The 18366-nt window shown below is 67.7% G+C and carries 24 protein-coding genes; 13 read left to right on the top strand and 11 right to left on the bottom strand.

The window, feature by feature from the left end; translation table 11 throughout:
• Positions 1 to 13 precede the first annotated feature (13 nt).
• From EDF69_RS05265 to EDF69_RS05250, 4 genes are all read right to left on the bottom strand, one after another.
• Positions 14 to 199 carry a DUF1328 family protein gene (locus EDF69_RS05265; protein ID WP_132882477.1) on the bottom strand — a complete coding sequence of 62 codons (186 nt, stop codon included), beginning with the start codon at positions 197 to 199 and terminating at the stop codon, positions 14 to 16.
• Between the two features lie 73 nt (positions 200 to 272).
• Complete coding sequence (locus EDF69_RS05260) at positions 273 to 770, bottom strand: Dps family protein (RefSeq protein ID WP_132882476.1); 498 nt, start codon at positions 768 to 770, stop codon at positions 273 to 275.
• Between the two features lie 84 nt (positions 771 to 854).
• Positions 855 to 1421: a TMEM165/GDT1 family protein gene (locus tag EDF69_RS05255; protein WP_132882475.1), complete on the bottom strand. Its 567-nt coding sequence runs from the start codon at positions 1419 to 1421 to the stop codon at positions 855 to 857.
• Between the two features lie 14 nt (positions 1422 to 1435).
• The gene (locus EDF69_RS05250; RefSeq protein ID WP_132882474.1) at positions 1436 to 1747 is read right to left on the bottom strand and encodes a hypothetical protein; all 312 of its coding nucleotides are present in this window, start codon (positions 1745 to 1747) and stop codon (positions 1436 to 1438) included.
• A 216-nt stretch (positions 1748 to 1963) separates the two neighbouring features.
• On the opposite strand from EDF69_RS05250, the gene rpmG reads away from it, so the two are divergent.
• Positions 1964 to 2131, top strand: a complete 168-nt coding sequence (rpmG, locus tag EDF69_RS05245; protein WP_125959110.1) for a 50S ribosomal protein L33 — start codon at positions 1964 to 1966, stop codon at positions 2129 to 2131.
• 31 nt (positions 2132 to 2162) lie between these two features.
• On the opposite strand, the gene EDF69_RS05240 is transcribed toward rpmG, so the two are convergent.
• Positions 2163 to 2567 carry a response regulator gene (locus tag EDF69_RS05240; RefSeq protein WP_132882473.1) on the bottom strand — a complete coding sequence of 135 codons (405 nt, stop codon included), beginning with the start codon at positions 2565 to 2567 and terminating at the stop codon, positions 2163 to 2165.
• Positions 2568 to 2605: 38 nt separating this feature from the next.
• Between EDF69_RS05240 and EDF69_RS05235 the strand changes: the two genes are divergently transcribed.
• The 4 genes from EDF69_RS05235 (at position 2606) to EDF69_RS05220 (ending at position 4979) form a co-directional block, all read left to right on the top strand.
• A complete protein-coding gene (locus EDF69_RS05235; RefSeq protein WP_132882472.1) occupies positions 2606 to 2881 on the top strand; it encodes a DUF3572 domain-containing protein in 276 nt (91 codons plus the stop codon).
• Positions 2878 to 3504 carry an HAD family hydrolase gene (locus tag EDF69_RS05230; RefSeq protein ID WP_132882471.1) on the top strand — a complete coding sequence of 209 codons (627 nt, stop codon included), beginning with the start codon at positions 2878 to 2880 and terminating at the stop codon, positions 3502 to 3504. The genes EDF69_RS05235 and EDF69_RS05230 overlap by 4 nt, the downstream gene beginning before the upstream one ends.
• 32 nt (positions 3505 to 3536) lie before the next feature.
• A complete protein-coding gene (locus EDF69_RS05225) occupies positions 3537 to 3998 on the top strand; it encodes a RidA family protein (protein ID WP_132882470.1) in 462 nt (153 codons plus the stop codon).
• A gap of 168 nt (positions 3999 to 4166) precedes the next feature.
• Positions 4167 to 4979, top strand: a complete 813-nt coding sequence (locus tag EDF69_RS05220; RefSeq protein WP_132882469.1) for a TorF family putative porin — start codon at positions 4167 to 4169, stop codon at positions 4977 to 4979.
• A gap of 87 nt (positions 4980 to 5066) precedes the next feature.
• On the opposite strand, the gene EDF69_RS05215 is transcribed toward EDF69_RS05220, so the two are convergent.
• The 4 genes from EDF69_RS05215 to EDF69_RS05200 form a co-directional block, all read right to left on the bottom strand.
• Positions 5067 to 5474, bottom strand: coding sequence for a DUF3035 domain-containing protein (locus EDF69_RS05215; RefSeq protein WP_132882468.1), 408 nt, complete (start codon positions 5472 to 5474; stop codon positions 5067 to 5069).
• Positions 5467 to 5982, bottom strand: a complete 516-nt coding sequence (gene lspA, locus EDF69_RS05210) for a signal peptidase II (protein ID WP_125959116.1) — start codon at positions 5980 to 5982, stop codon at positions 5467 to 5469. The genes EDF69_RS05215 and lspA overlap by 8 nt, the downstream gene beginning before the upstream one ends.
• Positions 5982 to 8834, bottom strand: coding sequence for an isoleucine--tRNA ligase (gene ileS / locus EDF69_RS05205; RefSeq protein WP_132882467.1), 2853 nt, complete (start codon positions 8832 to 8834; stop codon positions 5982 to 5984). Before ileS ends, lspA begins: the two co-directional genes overlap by 1 nt.
• 71 nt (positions 8835 to 8905) lie before the next feature.
• Positions 8906 to 9388 (bottom strand): hypothetical protein, encoded by a 483-nt coding sequence (locus EDF69_RS05200; protein ID WP_132882466.1) that lies wholly within the window; start codon positions 9386 to 9388, stop codon positions 8906 to 8908.
• A gap of 89 nt (positions 9389 to 9477) precedes the next feature.
• Here EDF69_RS05200 and rpiB point away from each other — a divergent pair, with 89 nt between their 5' ends.
• The 5 genes from rpiB (at position 9478) to EDF69_RS05175 (ending at position 13113) form a co-directional block, all read left to right on the top strand.
• Positions 9478 to 9924, top strand: a complete 447-nt coding sequence (gene rpiB / locus EDF69_RS05195; RefSeq protein WP_132882465.1) for a ribose 5-phosphate isomerase B — start codon at positions 9478 to 9480, stop codon at positions 9922 to 9924.
• A 96-nt stretch (positions 9925 to 10020) separates the two neighbouring features.
• On the top strand, positions 10021 to 11328 hold the full coding sequence (gene glyA / locus EDF69_RS05190; RefSeq protein WP_132882464.1) for a serine hydroxymethyltransferase: 1308 nt from the start codon (positions 10021 to 10023) through the stop codon (positions 11326 to 11328).
• A gap of 2 nt (positions 11329 to 11330) precedes the next feature.
• Positions 11331 to 11498 carry a hypothetical protein gene (locus EDF69_RS05185; RefSeq protein ID WP_165889977.1) on the top strand — a complete coding sequence of 56 codons (168 nt, stop codon included), beginning with the start codon at positions 11331 to 11333 and terminating at the stop codon, positions 11496 to 11498.
• Positions 11499 to 11960: a transcriptional regulator NrdR gene (gene nrdR, locus EDF69_RS05180; RefSeq protein ID WP_132882463.1), complete on the top strand. Its 462-nt coding sequence runs from the start codon at positions 11499 to 11501 to the stop codon at positions 11958 to 11960.
• Between the two features lie 106 nt (positions 11961 to 12066).
• Positions 12067 to 13113 carry a TrmH family RNA methyltransferase gene (locus tag EDF69_RS05175; protein WP_132882462.1) on the top strand — a complete coding sequence of 349 codons (1047 nt, stop codon included), beginning with the start codon at positions 12067 to 12069 and terminating at the stop codon, positions 13111 to 13113.
• Between the two features lies 1 nt (position 13114).
• On the opposite strand, the gene EDF69_RS05170 is transcribed toward EDF69_RS05175, so the two are convergent.
• On the bottom strand, positions 13115 to 13414 hold the full coding sequence (locus EDF69_RS05170) for a chorismate mutase (protein WP_132882461.1): 300 nt from the start codon (positions 13412 to 13414) through the stop codon (positions 13115 to 13117).
• Between the two features lie 221 nt (positions 13415 to 13635).
• Between EDF69_RS05170 and rpsD the strand changes: the two genes are divergently transcribed.
• The gene (gene rpsD, locus EDF69_RS05165; RefSeq protein ID WP_125959123.1) at positions 13636 to 14250 is read left to right on the top strand and encodes a 30S ribosomal protein S4; all 615 of its coding nucleotides are present in this window, start codon (positions 13636 to 13638) and stop codon (positions 14248 to 14250) included.
• Between the two features lie 77 nt (positions 14251 to 14327).
• Here the strand turns inward: rpsD and EDF69_RS05160 are convergent, their stop codons facing one another.
• Positions 14328 to 16325, bottom strand: coding sequence for an alpha/beta hydrolase family protein (locus EDF69_RS05160; protein WP_132882460.1), 1998 nt, complete (start codon positions 16323 to 16325; stop codon positions 14328 to 14330).
• 133 nt (positions 16326 to 16458) lie between these two features.
• Between EDF69_RS05160 and EDF69_RS05155 the strand changes: the two genes are divergently transcribed.
• Both EDF69_RS05155 and aguB read left to right on the top strand, forming a co-directional pair.
• Positions 16459 to 17433, top strand: coding sequence for an agmatine deiminase family protein (locus EDF69_RS05155; protein ID WP_132882459.1), 975 nt, complete (start codon positions 16459 to 16461; stop codon positions 17431 to 17433).
• A gap of 80 nt (positions 17434 to 17513) precedes the next feature.
• On the top strand, positions 17514 to 18362 hold the full coding sequence (gene aguB, locus EDF69_RS05150) for an N-carbamoylputrescine amidase (RefSeq protein WP_132882458.1): 849 nt from the start codon (positions 17514 to 17516) through the stop codon (positions 18360 to 18362).
• The last annotated feature ends 4 nt before the right edge of the window (positions 18363 to 18366 follow it).

The following is an 18366-nucleotide window of genomic DNA, read 5'->3' as shown; positions in this document are numbered from 1 at the left end:
CAGTTCCAGGTGACTAGTCTATCGCATTCTTGATGCCGCGACCTGCGAGCAGGCCCAGCACGAGCAGCACGACGAAGATCGCCACGGCGATGAAGAACAGGATCTTGGCGATGTCGACGAACGCCCCGCCGATTCCACCAAAGCCCAGCACCCCGAGCACCAGTCCCGCGATCAGAAAGATGATGGCCCAACGCAGCATGGCAGTTCCTCCATTAGCTTCGCGGGTCAACCGAGCGGGGCAGCCGATCGTTCCATCGGCCGCCCCGAACGGCTCAGCTCCTGCGGCCAGCCTCGAACAGGAACCAGGCGCGCTCTTCGGCCTGATCGATCCACTCGTCGGCCAGGCTGCTGGTGGCGGTGTCGCCCGCGGTCTCGGCCGCTTCGCGCGCGGCACGCATCGATTCGACCAGCTTCAGATTGTCGTCGCGCAGGATCGTCAGCATCTCGCCCGGCGCCACGAAGTCGCGGTCGTCGTCGGTGAGTTGCTGGCGACGCGCGATGTCACCGATCGAGCGCAGGGTGGTGCCGCCCGTCTTGCGCACCCGCTCGGCGATGACGTCGGTGATGGCGAGGATCTGGGTGGCCTGATCGTCGAGCATCAGGTGATAGTCGCGGAAGTGCGGGCCCGAGACGTGCCAGTGGAAGTTCTTCGTCTTCAGATACAGCGCGAAACAGTCCGCAAGCGTACCGTTCAGCGCGTCCGCAACGGAGCGGACCTTGTTGCTGTTCAGGTCGGTCGGCGTGTCGAGCGCCGGGTTGGTGTCGGCCATGGGGTTCTCCGGATGATGATTCGCGAGGGAAACGAACTTTGCCCTGAATCGCTCCCGTTCAAGGGGAAAGGCGAAAGAGCTTCTCTAGCCGAGGCGCAAAGCCCGCACGGCGAGCACCGCGCCGGCCACCACCAGCAGCGCCGATACCCCAAGGCCGGCCGCCCGCCGCCCCGGCCAGCGGCACCAGGCGCGCTCTCCGACCGTCGCCGCGATCGCGCCGACCGCAACCCCCGCGACCGTGCTCCCGATCGCCGCCAGCACGGGACTCCCGCTCCAGGCGGCAAGGGCAAGGGCCAGAAACTGGCTGCGGTCCCCGAACGCGAGGATGAAGATCCCCAGGAATGCGGTTGCGAAACTTCCGATGCGCCAGTTCGTCAGTCGATCGGCGAGCTTCGTCCGGGCCAGACCGCCCGCACCCGCGAATATCAGGGCGAGGGCGAGGAGCAGCACCCGGGCGTTGGGGCTCATTCCCGGCGCGATCAGCGCGCCTCCGGCCGCTGCCGCGAGGAAACCGGCCACATGGGCGAGGATCAGTCCGGCCGTTACGCCCGCCCTCCCAAAGCGGTCCGCGAGGACGGCCGCAAGGCGTGCGGGCGGATCGAAGAGCTGCGCGAGCAGCACCGCGACAAAGGCAGGAACCAGTGTCTCCATCCGCAGCCCGGCGCTCAGCCGGCGAGGCGCACCGAACAGGCGGCGGCGTAGACCGAGCTTGAGTCGCCCGGTTCCCGCTGCGCCAGTGCGTCCTCGAGGATGACGACGAGCCCCTGCAACAACGCACCGCGCTCGCCGCGCGCCAGCGCCGAGTCGATCGCCCGGATCACCGGCGCCGCCGCGACGAGCCCCTGCGCCGCCGCCAGGCGGCGAATCCCCTCGACCTCTGCCGCCAGGTGCCGCACCGGCCCGCGGCCGCTGGCGCGGCGCAGCGCGGCAAGACCGCTTTCGAACTCCACGGGGGCGCCTACAACTGCCTCGATCATCGCTTGGGCCCTCTCCTTGGCTTGCCGCGGGATGGTGCCATCCTCACGTGAAGGAACGATGAAACAGCAAGGGTGGAGCAGGCAAGCAGCGTGTTTGCCTTGACAACCGCGGGCAGGTGACGCATGCGGCCCAGCCTGTGGGCGGCCGCGATTTGCGCGCGCCGCTTTTTGTTTTTCAACGCTGTCCGGTACCGCGAACCGAAGGATTTCAGGGTCATGGCAAAGCCGACCACCGTCAAGATCAAGCTCGTCAGCACGGCCGACACCGGCTTCTTCTATGTCACCAAGAAGAACCCGCGCACGCAGACCGAGAAGTTCAGCTTCCGCAAGTACGACCCGATCGTGCGCAAGCACGTCGAGTTCAAGGAAGCCAAGATCAAGTAATCGGTTGCCGCTCCGCGCCAGCGGAGCGGTCTCAGCCGGCCAGCGCCGCGTCCGCCGATTCGTCGGCCTGACGCGGCAGCAGTGCCCGCACCTCCCCGACGAAGCGCACCACCGAAATCGGCTTGGTGACATACGCGTTCGCGCCCGCCGCGCGGATACGCTCTTCGTCCTCGCGCCCCACATAGGCGGTCACCGCCATGATCGGGATGTTGCGCAGCTTCGCGTCCAGCTTCAGGCGCCCGATCAGCTCCAGGCCCGTCATGTGCGGCAGCTGGATGTCGGTGATGATCAGGTCCGGCGCGAAGACGCGCGCGCGCGCCACCGCTTCACGTCCGTCGCGCACCGGCTCGGTCACGAACCCGTGCGCCCGCAGCAGGTCGCAAAACAGCTTCAGATTGAGTTCGTTGTCCTCGACAACGAGTACCCTTTTTGTCACGTCCAAGACCCGATTGTTGATCCCCGAGGTACTACGGCATGGCGCCCCATGAGACAAACGCCGAAGCGGCGGCGACGCTGTCGCTCGGCGCGCTGAGCTGGGTGCTGGCCGATCCGGAGCGGGCGCGTCGCTTCCTGGACGTGACGGGGATCACGCCGGACGTCCTGCGGGCGCGGGCCGACACCCCTGCCTTTCTGGCGGCGGTGATCGGCTATCTCGAGAATCACGAACCCGACCTGATCGCCTGTGCCGAGAGCTTGCAGGTGGGGCCCGAGGAACTGACCCGCGCGAGGCGCGTGCTGGAGCGACCATGAAGCGATTGCTGATCTGCGACTGCGACGAAGTGCTGCTCCACATGGTGCGTCACTTCCGGGACTGGCTCGACACCGACCACGACATTGACCTGCAGCTGGCGGAGGGCAGCTTCGAAAAGGCGATGCGCCACCGCGCGGACGGCGAACTCGTCACGCGGGAGCGGATGTGGTCGCTGATCGACGGCTTCTTCCCCGCCGAGATGGACCGCCAGACCCTGGTGCCGCACGCTGCGGAGGCGCTGGAGGCGCTCGGGCAGCGCGCGGAGATCGTCATCCTCACCAACCTGCGCGATCATTGCCGCGAGTCGCGGATCACCCAGCTCTCCACCCATGGCATCGTCCACCGTGTCGAATGCAACCAGGGGCCGAAGGGCGAGCCGGTGGCGCGACTGGTGGCGGAGCACGGCAGCCCGGTCACGGTCTTCGTCGACGACCTGCCGACACACCATGATTCGGTCGCGCAGCATGCCCCGGGCGTCCACCGGCTGCACATGGTGTCGGAGCCCAGCCTTGCCCCGCACGTGCCCCCTGCCCCGGCTGCGCACGCCCGGATCGACGACTGGCGGGACGCCGCGGCGTGGATCACGGCACGCTTCGACGCGGGATCGCCGGCGGAGGCTTGACCCCCGCCCGGCCCCGCGGGATGACCCACGCCATGGCAACCGACATCCCCGCGAAGCTGGCCGAACTCGGCCTCACCCTCCCTGAAGCGGCCGCGCCCGTCGCCGCCTATGTGCCGGCGGTCGAGGCCGGCGGGCTGCTCCACATCTCCGGGCAGCTGCCGTTCCTGGACGGCGCGCTGATGACCGGCCGGCTCGGTGAGGACCGGGATTTGGACTATGGCGTCGAAGCGGCGCGGCGCTGCGCCCTGATGCTGCTGGCCCAGGCTGAAAAGGCGCTGGGCAGCCTCGATCGCGTTTCGCGGGTGGTGAAGCTCGGCGTGTTCGTGAACAGCGCGGGCAGCTTCACGGACCAGCCGAAGGTCGCCAACGGCGCCTCCGAGTTGATGGTCGCGGTATTCGGCGAGGCCGGCAAGCACGCGCGCAGTGCGGTCGGTGTCCCGGTGCTTCCGCTCGGTGCAGTCGTGGAAGTGGACGCGATCCTGGAACTACGCTGATCACTGCCTGTTGCTGCAACGCAACATTCCGGTCCCAAAACGCGACATTGACGAAACAAGCGTTGTGTCCGCACCCTCTGATCGGCACCTTCGTGTCGCGTCACAGGGGGTGCGGACGACACCCCAGGGCGCAAGCAGGAGGAGAACCATCACCTCAAGGGGGTCACGATGCGCTTCTCCAACATACTTGTTTCGATCTTCGCCGCTGTCGGCAGCATCGCGCCTGCCTGGGCGCAGGAAACCGACCCTCCCCAGCCGATCACGGTCAGCGGCAGCGCCAGCGTCGCGTCCGACTATCGCTTCCGCGGTGTCTCGCAGAGCGACAAGGAAGTCGCGCTCCAGGGTGGCATCACCATCGCGCATGAGAGCGGGTTCTACATCGCCACCTGGGGCTCCAACCTTGCGGGCTGGGGCACCTTTGGCGGGGCCAATATCGAGCTGGACCTGGTCGCCGGCTATAAGGGAGAGGTCGGCAACGCGGCCTATGACGTGGGCGTCACCTGGTACACCTACCCCGGTGGGGCGGACGAGACCGACGTAGTCGAGCTCTATGGCAAGGTCTCCGGCACCGCCGGCCCGGCGAACCTGACGGCGGGCGTCTTCTACGCACCCAAGCAGACCTCGCTCGGCAACTTCATGGCGCATCCCGATGGCGATCGCGACGACAACCTCTACCTGTCTGGCGACGGGACCGTCGGCATTCCCAACACGCCGCTGACGGCCAAGGCGCACATCGGCTATTCGAACGGCAACCCGGGCCTGGGCCCGAACGGCACCAGCCTGTCGCCGACGGGTGAGTATTTCGACTGGCTGCTGGGGGTGGACGCCACCTGGAACCAGCTGACGCTGGGCGTGGCCTATGTCGACACCGACATCACCCGTCGCGAGTCGGCGTATCTGGGCTCCGGCTTTTCCAAGACCAAGGACGGCAGCCCGATCGCGGCGAGCACCGTGGTGGTTTCGCTGACCGCTGCTTTCTGATCGCTCAGCTCTCACCAGGACGGGTCAAAAAAGAAGGGCCGCGACTCACGTCGCGGCCCTTTTATGTCACCAACGGTGGCTACCGGATCAGGGCGTGGTGCGCGCTGCCTGACCGTCACCTTCCGGTGCCGCGATGATGTCCTGGGTCGTCGAGCCCTTGTCCACCACGGCGGTGTCCGGATCGGCCAGGCCGGAGCGGATGCCGGCATCGGCCGCGTCGTTGCCGCCCGCCTGGGTTAGGGCCGCGCGCTCGCTCGCGCTACGCTGCGCCTGGCCGCCGAACATCGCCTGCAGCGCCTGAGTCGAAGCACCGACTTCCTGCGGACGCGGCGCGCCGGGCTGCGGCGGCACCAGCGCATAGTCGGGCGGGATCACCAGCGGCGCCTGGCGCGCCACCGCGAACTCGTCCGGACGCGCGCGGTTGAGCCCCGACGAGCCGCAGCCCGCGAGAACAAGGGCGAGCGCGACGCTCGCGGCGGCATGAAGTTTACGCATTTACCTTCTCCCCAGCGGGCGTTTCGGCGGGCTTGTCGCGCACCAGCACCGCGCGGACAAGCAGGATCAGCACGCCGATGGTGATGGCGGCATCGGCGACGTTGAAGATCAGGAACGGGCGCCACGTCCCGAAGTGCAGGTCGAGGAAGTCGACCACATAGCCGAAGCGCACCCGGTCCAGAATGTTGCCGAGCGCTCCACCCAGCACCAGGCCGAGCGCGAACAGGTCCGGCCGGCTCTTTTCGCGCAGCATCCACCAGGCGACGCCGCTCGCGATCGCGGCGGTGAGCAGCACCAGCAGCCAGCGCATCACGCTGCTGTCGGCGGGCAACAGGCCCAGGGAGACGCCGACGTTGGGCACGAAGCGCAGGTCGAAGATCGGCAGCAGGATGCGTTCGTCGCCCGGCCGGGACACGCCCAAGGGACCGGTGACGACGAACTTCACCGCCTGGTCGACGATGAAGATCAGCCCTGCGAGCAGGAAGCCGTGAAGGCGGGTGCGTTGCATCAGGATACTACCTCGGTACAGCGGTGGCACAGCGCATCGTCCACTGCAACTTCCGGCAGGTGGCGCCAGCAGCGACCGCATTTGTGGCGATGGGTGCGGACCACGCCCACGCCGTCATTGTCACCCTCCCCCTTCGCCACTGAAGCGACGATGAACGCCTCGGCGAGCGCGTCCTCGGGAAGCGGCAGTTCGGGAACGGTGACTTCGGCCTCCAGGCTGGAGCGCACGATTTTCTCGCGCCGAAGCGGCTCGATCGCCTCGGTCACCCGCTCGCGCAGGCGCCGGACGTCGTCCCAGTTGGTCGAGACCGCGTCGTCGGCAGGCAGCGGCGGCAGTTCGGGCCATTCGAGCAGGTGGACCGAGCCGTCCTCGCTGGGGAAGCGCGCCTGCCACACTTCCTCGGCGGTGAAGGCCAGGATCGGCGCCGCGTAGCGGACCAGCGCGTGGAACAGCAGGTCGAGCACGGTGCGATAGGCGCGACGCTTGGGATCGTCCGCGGCGTCGCAGTAGAGCGAATCCTTGCGGATATCGAAGAAGAACGCCGACAGATCCTCGTTGGCGAAGTCGGTCAGCGCACGCGCGTAGCGGTTGAACTCGTACGCTTCGGCCGCGGCACGCAGCTCGACGTCGAGCTTGCCGAGCAGGTGGAGCACGTAGCGCTCCAGCTCGGGCATGTCGGCCACCGCGACTCGCTCTTCGTCGGTGAAGCCATCGAGCGCGCCCAGCAGGTAGCGGAAGGTGTTGCGTAGCTTGCGATAGGTGTCGCCGGTGCCCGCCAGCACCTCCTTGCCGATGCGGACGTCCTCGAAATAGTCGGTCTGCGCGATCCACAGGCGCAGGATGTCCGCACCCGACTCGCCGATCACCTTCAGCGGATCGACGACGTTGCCCAGGCTCTTCGACATCTTGCGGCCGTTGCCGTCGAGCGCGAAGCCGTGGGTCAGCACCGCCTCATAGGGCGCGCGGCCGCGGGTGCCGCAGCTTTCCAGCAGCGACGACTGGAACCAGCCGCGATGCTGGTCCGACCCTTCGAGATAGAGGTTCGCGCGGGTGCCGGCGCCATAGCGCGCCTCGACCACGAAGGCGTGGGTCGAGCCCGAGTCGAACCACACGTCGAGGATGTCGGTGACGACTTCATAGTCCTCGAGGCGATAGTCCGCGCCGAGCAGCGCCTGGTGGTCGGCCTGGAACCAGGCATCGGCGCCCCCTGCACGGAAGGCATCAAGGATGCGCGCGTTCACCGCCGGATCGCGCAGATAGGCGCCGGTCTGGCGGTGGACGTAGAGCGCGATCGGCACGCCCCAGGCGCGCTGACGGCTGATGACCCAGTCCGGGCGGCCCGACACCATGGAGGCGATGCGGTTGCGGCCCTTTTCCGGCACGAAGCGGGTCTGTTCGATCGCGTCGAGGGCGAGTTCACGCAGGGTTGCGCCGTTGCCGGACGCGGTTTCCGCGCCCTGTTCCACCGCGTCGCCTGCCGCCGCGTCCATTGGGATGAACCACTGCGGCGTCGCGCGGAAGATCACCTTGGCCTTGGAGCGCCAGCTATGCGGATAGCTGTGGCGGAAGTCGTCCGACGCGGCGAGCAGCGCGCCCGCTTCGCGCAGGCCGCGGCAGATCGGGCCTTCCTCCAGCTTGGCGCCGTTGCCCGAGGCGGTGAACTTGGGGTTGATGACGCTGCCCTGGCCGCCGAGCCAGGCCCAGTCGTCGCGATACTTGCCGTCGCCGGTGACCGCGAACACGGGGTCGATGCCATAGGCCTTGCACAGCGCGAAGTCGTCCTCGCCATGGTCCGGCGCCATGTGGACGAGGCCGGTACCTGCGTCGGTGGTGACGAAATCGCCCGGCAGCATCGGGCGGGGCTTTGCGAAGAAGCCGCCAAGCGCGTGCATCGGGTGGCGGACGATGGCGTCGGCGAGCTGGGAGCCTTTGAAGGTCCAGTGCGGCTTATCGTCGCGGTCTTCATTGCGCAGGCCTGTACGACGTTCGAAGTCGTCTTTCAGCGCCGTCGCGATGAGCACTAGAATGGTGCGCTCCTCGCCAGCCATCCAGTATGCGCCGTACTCAATCTCCGGCCCGTACGCCAAAGCCTGGTTCACCGGGATCGTCCACGGCGTCGTCGTCCAGATCACCGCATGCGCGCCGACCAGCTCGGGCGCGTTCGGCGCCTCGACGATCTCGAACGCAACATCGATCTGGGTCGAGGTGATGTCCTCATACTCGACCTCGGCCTCGGCGAGCGCGGTCTTTTCCACCGGGCTCCACATCACCGGCTTGGCGCCGCGATAGAGCTGGCCCGATTCGGCGAACTTCAGCAGCTCGCCCGCGATCGTCGCCTCGGCCTCGAACTTCATGGTGAGGTACGGGTCTTCCCAGTCGCCGAGCACGCCCAGCCGCTGGAACTGGCCCTTCTGCACGTCGACCCAATGCGCGGCATAGGCGCGGCATTCCGCCCGGAACTCGGCCGGCGGGACCTCGTCCTTCGACCGCTTCTTGGCACGATACTGCTCCTCTATCTTCCACTCGATCGGAAGACCGTGGCAGTCCCAGCCCGGCACATAGGGCGCGTCCTTGCCCATCAGCGTCTGCGATCGGACGATGATGTCCTTCAGGACCTTGTTCATCGCATGGCCCATGTGGATGTCGCCGTTGGCGTAGGGCGGGCCGTCGTGGAGGATGAACCGCTCGCGGCCGGCACGCTCGCGGCGCAGGCGATCGTACAGCCCGATGCGCGCCCAGCGATCGAGGATCGCCGGCTCCTTGGCGGCAAGCCCCGCCTTCATCGGGAAGTCGGTCTTCGGCAGGAAGACGGTGTCGCGCCAGTCGCGCTTCGCGTTCGGTTCGTCGGTCATGGAACCGCGCCGATTAGAGGATGCGGGGCCGGGGGTGAAGCGCGAAGTGGTGGACGGCGCTCAGAGCGGCGTCAGTCGCGGCAATAGCCCTCGCCCGTCTTCACCGTCAGGCAGTCCTTCTTGTCGGCCAGCCACTTGAGTCCGGTCGCCTCGCCGTCGCTGGCGCGTAGCGTCTGCGGCCCGTCCGGCCGGGTGAAGCGGATCGTGTCCCCGGCGGCCACTCCCTGGAACACACCCTTGTCGTCCAGCGAATATTGCATCTCCAGCGTGTAGTGGCCGGGGCCTGCTTGGCTGTCGGCGGAAATCACCAGGTTCAGCCCCTCGACGCCACGCCAGCGCCCGATCCATGCGTCTGTCGCCGCGGCATCCGCCACCGTCGGGGCCGGCGTGGGCGTGGGTGTAGGCGTCGGCGTTTCCGAGGGCGCTTCCTGCGGCGCGACATGGCCGCTGTTGTGGACCGCGCGTTCGACGGCTTCCCCTTCGGCGCGGCGCTCCGCGCGCTGTTCGCATCCGGCCAGCAACACCAGCATCGACAAGCAGATCGTTCGGCGCATCGCGTTCCTCCCGCGTTGGGCGGCCTGTCTAGCCTTCACGCGGCCGCACGGCTAGGCAGCAGCGACCACCGATCTTCAAGGCCTGTCCCATGACGTACCGCATCGCCCTCGCCTCCGATCACGCTGCCGTGGCGTTGAAGGCGTCGCTCGTCGCCTGGCTGCGCGATGCCGGCCATGCGGTCGTGGACCTGGGACCGGAGGGCGAGGCCAGCGTCGATTATCCCGATTACGGCTTTGCGCTGGCCCGCACGGTGAGCGGCGGGGAAGCGGACTTCGGGATCGCACTGTGCGGATCCGGCATCGGCATCTCGATCGCGGTGAACCGGCATGTGGGCTGCCGCTGCGCGCTGGTGAACGAGCCGCTGTCGGCGCGGCTCGCACGCGAACACAACAACGCCAACGTGCTGGCGATGGGCGCACGGCTGGTCGGCGTCGAGATGGCCAAGGCGTGCATCGAGGCGTTCCTGGCCACACCCTTCGGCGGCGAGCGCCACCAGCGTCGCGTCGACAAGCTGAGCAAGCCTACCCTGGGCTGACGCGCGCCTATTTGGGGCAACAACGGGTAGCCTTCGCGCGCGCGGCATCCTAAAGGCTCGCGCGACCGGCCAGCCCGAGCCCCAGGAGGCGCATTCATGAGCAGCAATCCGCAGACCCACCAGGTCCAGCCCGACGGTTTCTTCACCCGCAGCCTGGCCGAGGTCGACCCGGCCGTGTTCGCCGGCGTCGAGCATGAGCTCAACCGCGAGCAGACCCAGATCGAGCTGATCGCCAGCGAGAACATCGTCTCGAAGGCGGTGCTCGAGGCGCAGGGCTCGGTATTTACCAACAAGTACGCCGAGGGCTATCCCGGCAAGCGCTACTACCAGGGCTGCGCGCCGTCCGACGAGGTCGAGACGCTGGCGATCGAGCGCGCAAAGCAGATCTTCGGCTGCGGCTTCGCCAACGTCCAGCCGCATTCGGGCGCGCAGGCGAACGGCGCGGTGATGCTGGCGCTGACCAAGCCCGGCGACACCATCCTGGGCATGAGCCTGGATGCCGGCGGCCACCTGACCCACGGCGCCAAGGCAGCGATGTCGGGCAAGTGGTTCAACGCGGTCCAGTACGGCGTGCGCCAGGAAGACCACCTCATCGATTATGACCAGGTCGAGCGGCTCGCCAAGGAACACAAGCCGACGCTGATCATCGCGGGCGGCTCCGCCTATCCGCGCCACATCGACTTCGCCCGCTTCCGCGCGATTGCGGACGAGGTGGGCGCGAAGTTCATGGTCGACATGGCGCACTTCGCGGGCATCGTCGCGGCCGGGCTGCACCCGACCCCGTTCGGCCACGCCCATGTCGTCACCACCACCACCCACAAGACGCTGCGCGGCCCGCGCGGCGGCATGGTGATGACCGACGACGAGGCGATCGCGAAGAAGATCAACTCGGCGGTGTTCCCGGGGCTCCAGGGCGGGCCGCTGATGCACGTGATCGCCGCCAAGGCGGTAGCCTTCGGTGAGGCGCTGCGGCCGGAGTACAAGAGCTACATCGCCGCGGTGGTGGAAAACGCCAAGGTGCTGGCCGCGACCCTCAAGGAGCGCGGCAGCGACGTCGTGTCGGGCGGCACCGACACCCATCTGGCGCTGATCGACCTCACCCCGCTGGGCGTGACCGGCCGCGATGCGGACGAGGCGCTGGAGCGTTCGGGCATCACCTGCAACAAGAACGGCATCCCTTTCGACCCGCTGCCCCCGGTCAAGACCAGCGGCATCCGCGTCGGTTCGCCGGCGGGGACCACCCGCGGCTTCGGCACCGCCGAGTTCCGCGAGATCGGCAACATGGTCGCCGACGTGCTCGACGGCCTGGCCGCCAAGGGCGAGGCGGGCGATCCCGCGGTCGAAGCGGGGGTCCGCGAGCGGGTTCGCGCGTTGTGTGCTCGGTTCCCGATCTACGGAGGCTGATCATGACCGACTATTCGACCGACACGCAGAAGAAGGCGCTCGGCAAGAGCATGGCGAAGTGGGGCGCACTCGGCGCCGTCGTCGCAATCCCCCTGCCCTTCATCGGCCCGGTGATCGGCGCCGCGGCCGGCGCCGGCTACGCCTATCTCAAGGGCAAGAAGCGGATCTGAATGCGCTGCCCCTTTTGTGGAAATGATGCGAGCCAGGTAAAGGATAGCCGCCCCACCGAAGATGGGGCGGCTATCCGGCGGCGCCGCCAGTGCGAGGCCTGTGCCGCACGCTTCACCACCTTCGAGCGCATCCAATTGCGCGAGCTGTGGGTGCTGAAAAGCGAGAGCCGTCGCGAACCCTTCGATCGCGAGAAGCTGCTTCGTTCAGTCGCGATCGCGACCCGCAAGCGCCCGGTCGAACAGGCGCAGATCGAACGGCTGGTCTCAGGCATCCAACGCCAGCTGGAAACCACCGGCGACGGCGAAGTGCCCGCCCAGCGCATCGGCGAGATGGTGATGGAGGCGCTCAAGGGCCTCGACTCGGTCGCGTACATCCGGTTCGCGAGCGTCTACAAGGACTTCCGCGAGGCGCGGGACTTCGAGGAGTTCGCGGGGAACGTGGCCGAGGTGGGGCGGGAGTAGCGCTCTCCCGTCGCCCCGTTGACGTTTATACCTCCGTTTGGTTCGAGCCGCATCGAGCCTGTCGAGATGCGAAGTCGAGAACCCGGGCCAGCAGAGGAAGCCGTCGATGTTCCACGTCTACATCCTACGATGCGCCGACGGCACCTATTACACCGGCCAAACCGACAGTCTGGAAACACGGCTCGCCCAGCATCAGGCAGGCAGCTTCCCCGGCTATACCCACGACCGCCGGCCGGTCGAACTGATGTGGAGCGAGAGCTTCCCAACGCGGATCGACGCACTCGACCGCGAGCAGCAGATCAAGGACTGGTCGCGCAAAAAGAAGGAGGCGCTGTTCCGGACCGACTGGGACGGCGTGTCTGCGGCAGCCGGTTCTCGACAGCGCGTCTCGGCTTCGCTCGACGCTCGCTCGAACCAAACGGAGAAACCCACCTTGATCACCCCACCCCCCGTCATCGTGCTGGTGCGCCCGCAGCTGGGCGAGAACATCGGCAAGGCCGCGCGCGCGATGCTCAATTTCGGGCTGGTGGAGATGCGCCTCGTTTCCCCGCGCGACGGCTGGCCCAATCCGCAGGCGGGGCCGGCCGCGAGCGGCGCCGACGTGGTGCTGGAAAAAGCGCAGGTGTTTGAAACCGTTGCCGATGCGGTGGCCGATTGCAGCCACGTCTTCGCAACCACGGTCCGCAAGCGCGGTGTCACCAAGCCGGTCGTCACGCCGGAAGAGGCCGCCCGCGCGATCCGCAGCGATGCCGGCCGCGCCGCGATCCTGTTCGGGCCGGAACGCTCGGGGCTGGAAACCGACGACGTGGCACTGGCCCGCACCATCGTCACCGTGCCGATCAACCCGGAGTTCGGCTCGCTCAACCTCGCCCAGGCGGTGATCCTGGTTGCATATGAGTGGTCCAAGGGCGCCGACCTTGCGAGCCCGCCCGAGACCGAGCTCGATCCCCCGGCCCCGCAGGAAGAGCTGGAGGGCATGATCACGCAGCTCGACGGGATGCTGGAGGCTGGCGGCTATTTCTTTCCGCCCGATCGTGCGCCCGCCACGCGCCGGACACTGCGCACGCTGCTGACCAAGCCGGGCTGGAATTCGCAGGAAGTGCGTACGCTGCGCGGCGTGCTGTCGACCCTCGCACGGCCGCGCCAGCGGTAACCTAGCACCGGTCGAAGGCCGCCAGTTCATAGGCGATCGACGCCTCGACCAGCTGCTCCCACAGCGCGCCGATCACGTCCTCGGGCACGCCCAGCCGAGCCGCCTCGGCACGGGCGTTGGCGATGACCTCCGCCTTGCGCGCTTCGTCGCGGACATGGCCGCGCTCCGGCTTGATACGGGCGGCGGCATCCATATAGGCGAAGCGGCGGGCGAGGAGCGCCACCAGCTCGCGATCGAGCTGGTCGACGCCGGCGCGAACTTCGCGCATGGTGGTGCAATCGGGGCCGGAAAGGATCGTCATGCCGCGTGCCTAGGCGGGCGGCCCCCGACGTGTCCAGACGGCCTGTCCAGCTTGACTCATGCCCCCTGCTGCGGCTAGGCGCGCGCCTTCGCAATCGGCTCCGCACCCCGGTGAAGCGGCAGCCCTGCCGATCGTCTCGATCCCAGCAGCGCGAGAAACCGGGATTCGCGATCCACTCCTTCGGGGCGGATCACCGTTGTTGCAGTTGCAAGGAATACCAAATGTCGAAGCGCCACAGCGCCAAGTACAAGCTCGACCGTCGTCTCGGCGAGAACATCTGGGGCCGCCCGAAGAGCCCGGTCAACAAGCGTGAGTATGGCCCGGGCCAGCACGGCCAGCGCCGCAAGGGCAAGATGTCCGACTTCGGCATCCAGCTGCGCGCCAAGCAGAAGCTCAAGGGCTATTACGGCGACGTGACCGAGAAGCAGTTCAAGCGCACCTATGAAGAAGCGTCGCGCATGAAGGGCGACACCGGTCAGAACCTGATCGGCCTGCTCGAGCAGCGCCTGGACATGATCGTCTATCGCGCCAAGTTCGCACCGACCATCTGGGCGGCTCGCCAGATCGTCAGCCACGGCCACATCCGCGTCAACGGCGTGAAGTGCAACATCGCGTCGCGCCGCGTCCGTCCGGGCGACGAGATCACGCTGGGCAGCAAGGCGCAGGAGATGGCGCTGGTGCTCGAGGCGCAGAGCCTGGCCGAGCGTGACATCCCCGACTATGTCGCACCCGACGGCGCCGCAAAGATCACCTTCACCCGCGTGCCGACCCTCGACGAGGTGCCGTACCCGGTGAAGATGGAGCCGAACCTGGTCGTCGAGTTCTACTCGCGCTGATCGGTTCCGGACCGCGGCACCCGCCGCGGCCCACCGGCAAGACAAAGAAGAGGGCGGCCCTGGGGGCCGCCCTTTTTCTATTGGTCGATCTTCAGGCTGGTGCGCAGAAAGCCGTCCGTCTGCGCGAGCATGCGCGTACGCGCCTCGCTGTCGTTCAGATAATGATCGAGCCCCTTGAACTCGACATAGTCGACCTTGCGCCCGGCGCCCCGAAGCTGGTCCGCCATGAAACGTGACTCGCCAACGGCCACGTTGCGATCGAGATCGCCATGGAACAGCAGCACCGGCGCCTGGATGCGGGCGGCGTTCTGTGCGGGCGACCCTTCACGCACATGCGGGCCATGGCCGATAAAGGCGTCCACCAACATGAAATTGGTGAACAAGCGCGATTCCTCACGGAGCCGATCGAGGTCCGTCACCGGCGCAATCGCGACGATCGCCTTGAACAAGGCGGGATCCAGCGCTGCGGATTGAAGCGCGGCATAGCCGCCATAGGACCATCCCAGCACGGCAAGCTTGTCGGCTTTGGCGATGCCCTGCTGCACCAACCAGCGGCCGCCATCGTTGACGTCTCCCACCGCCGTTCGCCACGACTGGAAGCCGTTCTTCTGGAACCAGGCATCACCATAGCCCGCCGACCCGCGGAAGTTCGGCTGCAGCACCGCAAAGCCGCGTGCGGCAAGGAACTGGGACAGCCAGTCGAAGCCCCATTCGTCCCGGCTTCCCGGGCCTCCGTGCGGAAGCACGATGGCGCCCACGGTCTTCGCCGCTCCGCCTACGGGCAGCGTGAGATAGGCCGGGATCGGCGTGCCATCCGTTGCGGGGAAGGTAATCGCCTTCACCGGCGCGAGCACGGTGTTCGCAAGCTCCGGGCGCGCCGGCAGGACCTGCTCCAGCGCGCGCGTCCGCTTGTCATAGACATAATAGGTGCCTGGTTCGACGTCGCCGCCGGCCAGTAGGAGGAGCTGGTTCTCGTCTGCGCTCGCGTCCAGAAACGTCACCAGCGGCTGGTGCGGCAGCGCCTTCTTCAAGGCACCCTGCAGCGCCTTCAGCTGCGGGTCGAAGAACACCGCCTCTCGACGATCGGTGGCGAAGCTCGCCCCGACCACGCGCGAGTGCCGCCCGATCGTCAACAGCCCGTCCACGTCGACGTCCGGCCGGGCGACCACCAACTCGCGGCTTCCGCTGCCATCCAGCGCAACCCGGTAGAGGGCCTTGCGGCCGTCGTTCAGGTCAAAGCCATAGGCGACGTTCAGATCGGGATCGACGGCGGACGGGTTGAATCCGGCCCTGCTGTTCAGGTCCAGCGTACTCAGCGGTTGCCAGGCGCGACTTGCGGGTAGCCGATAGGAGTAACTGATCTGGTTGCCGTCGTAGCCCGAGGCACGGGTCGACTGAATACCCATGATCCGCACGGAGCCATGCCCGTCGCTGACATAATCGACGGCATTCGCGCGCGGCTGCTCCACGACCTTGCGCGCCAGGGTCGTCGTGTTGACCAGCTCGACCCCCAATCCCTGCGTTCGGTTTGCCAGCAGCGTCCCGGCCGTGCTCTCCGGCACGAACGAGCGCGTCATCAGCACGGTACCGCCTTCCGCTTCGGCAAGACGGTCGATCAGCCGTCCGCCGTCGTACATGGCGGCAAGGGCGCGGCTGGATGTACGAGCGCTCAACACCTTCATGCCGCCGCCGTCGCTGTTCAGCGAGACCAGGCGCGTGAACCCGAGCAATTCGGAACCGGATGCCACCGAATAGATGCCGCAGACGATGCGCTGGTTGGTGGACCAGAAGCAGTGCGTCAGCTGCTCGGGTTCGCCGCTCGACGCCAAGATCGACTTGGGCGCCTCATCGGTCCGGCGGTCGCCGATCACCAGGCGAGTGCCCCGTTTGCCCGCGGGCATCAGCATCGCCACCTTGCTCCCATCCGGCGAGATGCTGATCTGCTGCACCTGTTCACGCGACCCGAACGCTGCGGCAAGCCGCTGCCCCTCCGCGTCGGTCGCGGCTTCCTGTGCCGACACCGAAACACCGGCGCACAACAACGATGCACCGGCCAGCCAATCCACAAGCCTCATCTGAACATCCCCCCTCGTTCTGACATCAAGATGTCGGGCAGCCGAGAGCGGCGCAAGCGATCTTGGCCGCGGACTCGCCGAACACCGCCGCCAGCCCTTTTCCGCTCCTGCACCCCCCGCTAAGGACGCGACCATGACTACGCCTCCTCCCGCCGAATGGGCCCGCCACGATGCCGTCTGGATCGGCTTCCCCAGCCATCCCGAACTCTGGCTCGAAGACCTCGAACCTGCGCGTGAGGAAGTCGCCGCCTTCGCGCGGGCCGTCCATGCGGATGGCGCCGGCGAGCGCGTGCTGCTGGTCGCAGCGGATGAGGAAGCCGCCGCCGCCGCGCGCGCGATGGTGGGCGATGCCGCCGAGGTGGTGGTGGAGCCGTTCGGCGACATCTGGCTGCGCGACACCGGCGCGATCCTGGACGGCGACGGCAAGGCCCACGACTTCGCCTTCAACGGCTGGGGCGGCAAGTACGACCTGCCGGGCGACAACAGCGTCGGCGCGGGGCTCGCGCGCCAGCGCGGGATCGCGGCCGAGACCCACGACTGGATCATCGAGGGCGGGGCCATCGACGGCGACGGCACGGGCCTGGTCGTCACCACCGAGCAGTGCCTGCTGAACCCGAACCGGAACGGCGAGGGCTTCACCCGCGACAAGGCGGAGGCGCTGCTGCGCGCCGACCTGGGCTACACCCGCTTCCTGTGGCTGGGCGACGGGCTGCTCAACGACCATACCGACGGCCATGTCGACAACCTGGCCCGCTTCGTCGGCCCGAACCGCCTCGCGATCCCGGAACCGGCCGAGGACGATCCCAATGCCGACGTGTACCGGGACGCGGCCGAGCGCGCGCGGGCGGCGGGCGTCGAGCTCGTCCGCATCCCCTCCCCCGGCCGAGTCGAGTCCGAGGACGAGGTGATCCCGGCGAGCTACATGAATTTCTATATCGGCAACGCCGCCGTGGTGGTGCCGGTCTATGGTCAGCCGAGCGACGACGCGGCGGTGGCGGCTCTCTCCGGGATCTTCCCCGATCGCAAGGTGGTGGGCCTGCGCGCCGACCACATCCTGACGGGCGGCGGCAGCTTCCACTGCATCAGCCAGCAGATCCCCAGCCGCTGATTGCGTTCGGGCGCGGCGGTCCGTCGCCGCGCCCGTATCCGCCTCTGGCAACGCGGGCCAGTTCGACTACATAGCGCGGCATGACCGAAATCACCGTCGCCGCGCTGCAGCTCGCCTTTTCCAACGACATCGATGCGAACATCGCCAACGTCACTCGCCTGGTGCGGGAGGCGCATGCGAAGGGTGCGCAGGTGATCCTGCCCCCGGAACTGTTCGAGGGCGAGTATTTCTGCCGCGTCGAGGACGAGGGGCTGTTCGCCAACGCGAAGCCCGTCGGCGAGCACAAGGCGGTGCTGGCGATGCAGGCGCTCGCCGCCGAGCTCAAGGTCCACATCCCGACCAGCTTCTTCGAGGCGGACGGCCCCCACTATTACAACTCGCTCGCGATGATCGGCCCCGAGGGCAAGGTCCAGGGCGTCTATCGCAAGAGCCACATTCCCGACGGCCCGGGATACGAAGAGAAGTTCTACTTCCGGCCCGGCAACACCGGGTTCAAGGTGTGGGACGGCCCCGCCGCGAAGATCGGCGTCGGCGTCTGCTGGGACCAATGGTATCCCGAGACCGCGCGCGCGATGATGCTGATGGGCGCGCAGCTGCTCTTCTACCCCACCGCGATCGGCAGCGAGCCGCACGACACCAGCCTCGACACCGCCCGGCTGTGGCGCCGCGCGATGGTGGGCCATGCCGTGTCCAACGTCGTGCCCGTGATCGCCGCCAACCGCGTCGGCACCGAGCATGACCAGACCTTCTACGGCACCAGCTTCATCTGCGACGAGCGCGGTGACATCCTGGCCGAGCTGGACCGCGAGGAAGAGGGCGTCATCACCGCCACGCTCGACCTGGATCGCGTGGCGCGCCACCGTGCCGCCTTCGGCTTCTTCCGCGATCGCCGGCCGGAACTCTACGGCCGGCTGACCCAGGACATCTGACGCC

Origin of the sequence: Sphingomonas sp. JUb134, assembly GCF_004341505.2 — a bacterium.
GTDB lineage: Bacteria > Pseudomonadota > Alphaproteobacteria > Sphingomonadales > Sphingomonadaceae > Sphingomonas.
Note: the sequence above shows the minus strand (reverse complement) of the source record. Positions and strands in the feature narration are given on the sequence as shown.

Excerpts from the sequence above, each read along its gene's own strand:
- EDF69_RS05170 (WP_132882461.1), bottom strand. The coding sequence starts at position 13,414 with ATGACGATCCTTTCCGGCCCCGATTGCACCACCATGCGCGAAGTTCGC.
- EDF69_RS05155 (WP_132882459.1), top strand. The coding sequence starts at position 16,459 with ATGACTACGCCTCCTCCCGCCGAATGGGCCCGCCACGATGCCGTCTGG.
- EDF69_RS05185 (WP_165889977.1), top strand. The coding sequence starts at position 11,331 with ATGACCGACTATTCGACCGACACGCAGAAGAAGGCGCTCGGCAAGAGC.
- EDF69_RS05250 (WP_132882474.1), bottom strand. The coding sequence starts at position 1,747 with ATGATCGAGGCAGTTGTAGGCGCCCCCGTGGAGTTCGAAAGCGGTCTT.
- ileS (WP_132882467.1), bottom strand. The coding sequence starts at position 8,834 with ATGACCGACGAACCGAACGCGAAGCGCGACTGGCGCGACACCGTCTTC.
- EDF69_RS05230 (WP_132882471.1), top strand. The coding sequence starts at position 2,878 with ATGAAGCGATTGCTGATCTGCGACTGCGACGAAGTGCTGCTCCACATG.
- EDF69_RS05215 (WP_132882468.1), bottom strand. The coding sequence starts at position 5,474 with ATGCGTAAACTTCATGCCGCCGCGAGCGTCGCGCTCGCCCTTGTTCTC.
- EDF69_RS05255 (WP_132882475.1), bottom strand. The coding sequence starts at position 1,421 with ATGGAGACACTGGTTCCTGCCTTTGTCGCGGTGCTGCTCGCGCAGCTC.
- EDF69_RS05235 (WP_132882472.1), top strand. The coding sequence starts at position 2,606 with ATGGCGCCCCATGAGACAAACGCCGAAGCGGCGGCGACGCTGTCGCTC.
- glyA (WP_132882464.1), top strand. The coding sequence starts at position 10,021 with ATGAGCAGCAATCCGCAGACCCACCAGGTCCAGCCCGACGGTTTCTTC.
- aguB (WP_132882458.1), top strand. The coding sequence starts at position 17,514 with ATGACCGAAATCACCGTCGCCGCGCTGCAGCTCGCCTTTTCCAACGAC.
- rpsD (WP_125959123.1), top strand. The coding sequence starts at position 13,636 with ATGTCGAAGCGCCACAGCGCCAAGTACAAGCTCGACCGTCGTCTCGGC.
- EDF69_RS05160 (WP_132882460.1), bottom strand. The coding sequence starts at position 16,325 with ATGAGGCTTGTGGATTGGCTGGCCGGTGCATCGTTGTTGTGCGCCGGT.
- nrdR (WP_132882463.1), top strand. The coding sequence starts at position 11,499 with ATGCGCTGCCCCTTTTGTGGAAATGATGCGAGCCAGGTAAAGGATAGC.
- rpmG (WP_125959110.1), top strand. The coding sequence starts at position 1,964 with ATGGCAAAGCCGACCACCGTCAAGATCAAGCTCGTCAGCACGGCCGAC.
- EDF69_RS05265 (WP_132882477.1), bottom strand. The coding sequence starts at position 199 with ATGCTGCGTTGGGCCATCATCTTTCTGATCGCGGGACTGGTGCTCGGG.
- rpiB (WP_132882465.1), top strand. The coding sequence starts at position 9,478 with ATGACGTACCGCATCGCCCTCGCCTCCGATCACGCTGCCGTGGCGTTG.
- EDF69_RS05220 (WP_132882469.1), top strand. The coding sequence starts at position 4,167 with ATGCGCTTCTCCAACATACTTGTTTCGATCTTCGCCGCTGTCGGCAGC.
- lspA (WP_125959116.1), bottom strand. The coding sequence starts at position 5,982 with ATGCAACGCACCCGCCTTCACGGCTTCCTGCTCGCAGGGCTGATCTTC.
- EDF69_RS05260 (WP_132882476.1), bottom strand. The coding sequence starts at position 770 with ATGGCCGACACCAACCCGGCGCTCGACACGCCGACCGACCTGAACAGC.
- EDF69_RS05225 (WP_132882470.1), top strand. The coding sequence starts at position 3,537 with ATGGCAACCGACATCCCCGCGAAGCTGGCCGAACTCGGCCTCACCCTC.
- EDF69_RS05200 (WP_132882466.1), bottom strand. The coding sequence starts at position 9,388 with ATGCGCCGAACGATCTGCTTGTCGATGCTGGTGTTGCTGGCCGGATGC.
- EDF69_RS05175 (WP_132882462.1), top strand. The coding sequence starts at position 12,067 with ATGTTCCACGTCTACATCCTACGATGCGCCGACGGCACCTATTACACC.